General features: G+C 66.2%; 5 protein-coding genes and 1 pseudogene. 2 read left to right on the top strand and 4 right to left on the bottom strand.

What is annotated here, in order from left to right; translation table 11 throughout:
- Positions 1 to 764, top strand: a pseudogene (locus A9X01_RS30690) (MobF family relaxase); the annotation flags it as partial.
- Here the strand turns inward: A9X01_RS30690 and A9X01_RS22790 are convergent.
- From A9X01_RS22790 to A9X01_RS30925, 4 genes are all read right to left on the bottom strand, one after another.
- Positions 761 to 994, bottom strand: coding sequence for a hypothetical protein (locus tag A9X01_RS22790; RefSeq protein ID WP_007170750.1), 234 nt, complete (start codon positions 992 to 994; stop codon positions 761 to 763). The pseudogene A9X01_RS30690 and the gene A9X01_RS22790 sit on opposite strands and share 4 nt — an antisense overlap.
- Positions 995 to 1,054: 60 nt before the next feature.
- Positions 1,055 to 1,537: a hypothetical protein gene (locus A9X01_RS22795; RefSeq protein WP_139823011.1), complete on the bottom strand. Its 483-nt coding sequence runs from the start codon at positions 1,535 to 1,537 to the stop codon at positions 1,055 to 1,057.
- A 281-nt stretch (positions 1,538 to 1,818) separates the two neighbouring features.
- Entirely contained in the window at positions 1,819 to 2,631 is an 813-nt protein-coding gene (locus A9X01_RS22800) for a hypothetical protein (RefSeq protein WP_007170766.1), read from the bottom strand.
- Complete coding sequence (locus A9X01_RS30925) at positions 2,624 to 3,538, bottom strand: EspK C-terminal domain-containing protein (RefSeq protein WP_196766262.1); 915 nt, start codon at positions 3,536 to 3,538, stop codon at positions 2,624 to 2,626. The genes A9X01_RS22800 and A9X01_RS30925 overlap by 8 nt, the downstream gene beginning before the upstream one ends.
- Positions 3,539 to 3,566: 28 nt before the next feature.
- Between A9X01_RS30925 and A9X01_RS30930 the strand changes: the two genes are divergently transcribed.
- On the top strand, positions 3,567 to 3,995 hold the full coding sequence (locus A9X01_RS30930; RefSeq protein ID WP_197089831.1) for a hypothetical protein: 429 nt from the start codon (positions 3,567 to 3,569) through the stop codon (positions 3,993 to 3,995).
- Positions 3,996 to 4,175 lie beyond the last annotated feature (180 nt).

The raw sequence follows: 4,175 nt of genomic DNA on the forward strand, positions 1-4,175 counted from the left end.
TCGTCGACCTGACCCAGAAACCGCAGATTGTCGACAAATCCGCTTGCCTGAGTACGCAATTCGTCCTCGCCGCCGCGCTCACCAGAACAGCCCGCCTGCCCTTCGCTGTCACCGTCATCGACGCCCCACACTCGACCGAGCGCCGCGCGGCCCTACACACCCTGCACAGCGCAGCAGCAGCCGCCGACCGCAAAATCCTGTGGTGCAGCCCCACCCGCGACCAGGCCGAGCGTGCCGTCGCTGATGAGCTCGCCGACACCGCCGCCAACATCACCGAAGCCCGCACCCACATCACCACCAGGCAGTGGCAATTGCCCCCGGGCGCCCTGCTCATCGTCGAAGACGCCGCCACCGCCGACCCGGCAGTGCTGGCCGACCTCGCCGAACACGCAGCCACCACGCAGGCTGGCCTCATCCTGCTCGACACCACCGGCCGCCGAACATGGCCCCCGCAGCCCTCACAACGGCTCCTGGGCCTGCTGCACACCGAATTGCCCTGGACCACCACCCTCGGTGACCACACGCCATCTGACACCGCCCCACGCCCGTCTGCTCCGGACCTCGATGCCGCGCTCACCCAGCTACGGCGCGTGCACCCCGCGCTGCTCGACGACCAGCTGCGCGCCAGCCTCACCCGCGCAGATCAACTCCAGGCCACCATTCGCGGCGCCTACCAGCGTCACCTGGACGCAACCTGGCTTCGCGATCGCCATCAGGACCGCGATCGCCACATCGAGGACCGCGACCGCGGTATCGACATCTAGACCTGGCCGCGCTTTTTGTCTTGGCGCTCTTGGTATTTGATGAACCCGTCGACCGCTTGGGCGGTCACGCCGAGCTGGCGCGCGATCCAGGAGGTGCCGCGCCCCAACGCGATCAGCCGGCGCGCCGCATCGCGGCGGCGCTCACGCGCGGCGCCGATCTGCGCGGTCAGGTGCTCCATCTCCGCGTGAGCGGCCAAAAGTTCGCCCAGCGCTCGGCGCTCATCGTCCACACCGCCGATTGTTTCAGACTGCCTTGAAACGCTCCACCAGCAGCGCGAACAATTGAAATGTCAGGCCGGGATGGGTTGGCGGCGTCGGCTCACCGCAGCAGGCGTACTCACCGCACCCAACGTCCTGTTGAGCACTTCCTCGAGCTCGGCCGCGCGGTAACGGACCGTGCACTCAGGTGGCAACGACACACCCACCAGCCGGCCGGCCGAATCGACCGACACAACCACCTCGCCGGCATCCCTGGCCGATTCACCACTCACCGGCACGGCCGCCAGCAGCGCCTCAATACGCTTCACCCGAGCCAGCACCCGCCCGGCCAGGACGCCCCGAGCCAGCACCCGCCCGGCCAGGACGCCGCGCTCCTGCGGCGCCACGGCCGCCGGCCGCGCCGCATCCCGGGACTCCTCCCGTGCCGCCACCGGCCCGGTACCTCGCCGATGCCGCCCACAGCAGGTGGCGACAAAACGGGCATAGGCGGCCACCTCATCGCGTGCCCGAAGATTCTGCGCCAACTCAAACCGCATATACGCCAACACACTCACACACACAATGTCCGCGGCAAGTTCAGCGGCCGACAACACCATCGCCCCCGCCGACAATCCAATCTCTACCGTCCGACCATCACGCCCAACCCGAACCCGAACCAACCCCCCGGGGCTGACCGCGCCAAAGCATCCGAGATCTGCTGCCGCTGCGGACACCATGGTGGCCCCCTCACTAGTTTCAAGACTGCCTTGAATACTAGGCGGAACGCCTAATCCTTTCAAGGGCCCCTTGAAAGGATTAGGAGCGCAAGTTCCCCGGCTGCGTTAGCAGCGGATCGTCACATCGACTCCGCTTTACTACGCGCTGCGGCAAGGGCGTGATCGTAAACAACCGGAAAGTCGCGAAAAACCGCTTCACACAAAGCTTTTGGTATCCCGGCATCGGCCAAAGTCCGCATCCACTCCGCGATCACGTCGACGTCTTCCTCCGTGATGGCAGAAGCGTCACGAGCCCAACCCCGACCCCTGAACAGCATTCGGTTGTAGGAAATACCTACGGACTCAACGCATGCGCGCTCCAACGTCGCAACCGCGCGCTGTGCGGCCAATGAACCGGCCGCACTGTACGGCTCCAACTCCACCGCCGACGACAACGCAGACAGAAAATGCGGTGCAACGGCGACCTCAGTCGACCATGACTCACCTGCCGCCCGAGTCGCCGCCAGCAAGCTCAGCCCGAACCTGTCCTCGGCCGCAAACTCGACGAGTCCGGGATCAGGCGCCAACCACGGCCGCGACTTCTTGATCCAGTCTGATGGAGCTGAAGGCTGATCTGGTTGCAAAAAATCCCACGTCAGCCCTAGATCACAGATCGCGGCAGCGAACTTCATACCCGCCAGGCGCAGATCGCATGCGGCGCGTTCCAGGTCAGTTGCCCAGCCAGCCACCCGGGCGGTCGACTCGGGCGGGATGCCCAGTGTGGCAGTACCGACCGCCCACCGTGCGCTCTCTGTGAGTGCCGAGACCAGATCGCGATGACGTGCCCCCAGCACCGCGAGGTGTTCTACCCCACGGTACTTAGCCTGCCACTCCTGGTGCTGCTCTTGGCGCCATTGCTCGGCAAGCCATTGCAAATATTCGTGTTCACTCACTGTGGTGCTCAATATCGTCGCAGCCGAGCTCGGCTGCGACTGCGCGCAGCCTCATTTCGAATTGGTGGGCGAAATCGGCGGGATCGGCGTGGGCGGTCGCTGCGGCGTAGACCATGTCCGCTGCCTCGGCCAGGTCCTGCTCCCAGCCCTGCACGAATTCCATGGTGCGTGCCGTGACCCATTGCGCCTGATACGTCTGGCGCTCTCCAGTGGAAGACTCTAAGTGCGGTCTGGTCGCGCTTAAATTCACGAAATACACGCTGGTCGCGATCCGGTATTGGTTCCAGGTCTGCTGCGAAATGTCGTCGCCGGTACCCAACACATTCCACATCTCGCGCAGCTCGGGCGTCATCTGCTCGCACCTCGACACAGTCCACGTCATCTGAACGCCGAGCTGTTGCAGGGCTCGCTGCACCACCTCGCGCGGCGTCTGCACAATCCGGGCATACAACTGTGGATCGAAGGCTTCGAGTCGGTGCATGTGCATGTCGTCGAGGATCGGCCGCGAGTAGGGGCCATCATCGAATTCGCGGGGGCAGACGGCGTATTCGACACCGGGCGCGCGACCGAAGGGACTGTCCGCAGTGACCGCCATGGCAACCAGATGCGTGCCACCGCGCCCGCGCAGTTGTGCGTACTCGGCTAACACCTCGGCAGGGTCGGATGACCCGAACCAGCGTTCCCGAAATTGGTTGTCCACCCGCTCATCTGCCGCTAAAAGGCGTGCAGTCCGCGGCAAGAACACTCCCCACGGGATATAGCCGAAGCCCTCGTTGGACATCACCACACACTCGGTGGCACCACCAGCCTCACGCCGAAACACACCCACGGCCCACTCGATGCAGGCGTAATTAACGATGTCACTGTCACGACGGAGCTTGCGCACCAACGCTTTTGCGGCAGCCAACTCCGGTGAATCAGACCTTTCGCGCCGGGTGGACCCCGCTCCAGCGCTCACAGTGGCGGCCGGCACCACCACCGCCCCACCCGATCCGCCCGGCGAGCCCGCTGAGTTCGTAGCCGGCGCCGAACCACCCGCTGTGGCCGAATTGCCGGCAGGGGCCACCGGCGCTGCACCACTGGCGCCCCCAGCTACAGGAGCCGCCGGAGCGCCCATACCCGGCGGGGGAAGCATCATCGCCGCCGGCGCCGCACCCGCCGTCCCCGCAGAGTTGGCCACCCCGGCGCCCGCGGGATTAACCGTGGGCGGGGTCGCACCTGCCGCTGCCACCCCCGCCGAGGGCACACCCGCGCCCGACGTCAGTCCCGCCGCTGGAGTTGCGGCTGTCTGCCCGGCCGCCGGGGTGCCGGTCCCGGTCGCAGGCGGCAACGACCCCAATGCCGATCCTGTTGAAAGCCCTTGAGAGAAAGCCTGTGCCGGAGCTCCGGCGGTGGCAAATCCGTTTGCGGGCGGTGCCGAACAGATACCTGGCGGCGGGAGCGGGATTCAGTCTGTCGGGTTTCCGCCGGGGTTGACGTCGATGACCGGGGGGCTTGGTTCGATGCCCGGCGGGGGTGGCGGGGGCGGCGGTTTGGCCAGGGGG

Source organism: Mycobacterium asiaticum, from assembly GCF_001668675.1.
GTDB lineage: Bacteria > Actinomycetota > Actinomycetes > Mycobacteriales > Mycobacteriaceae > Mycobacterium > Mycobacterium asiaticum_D.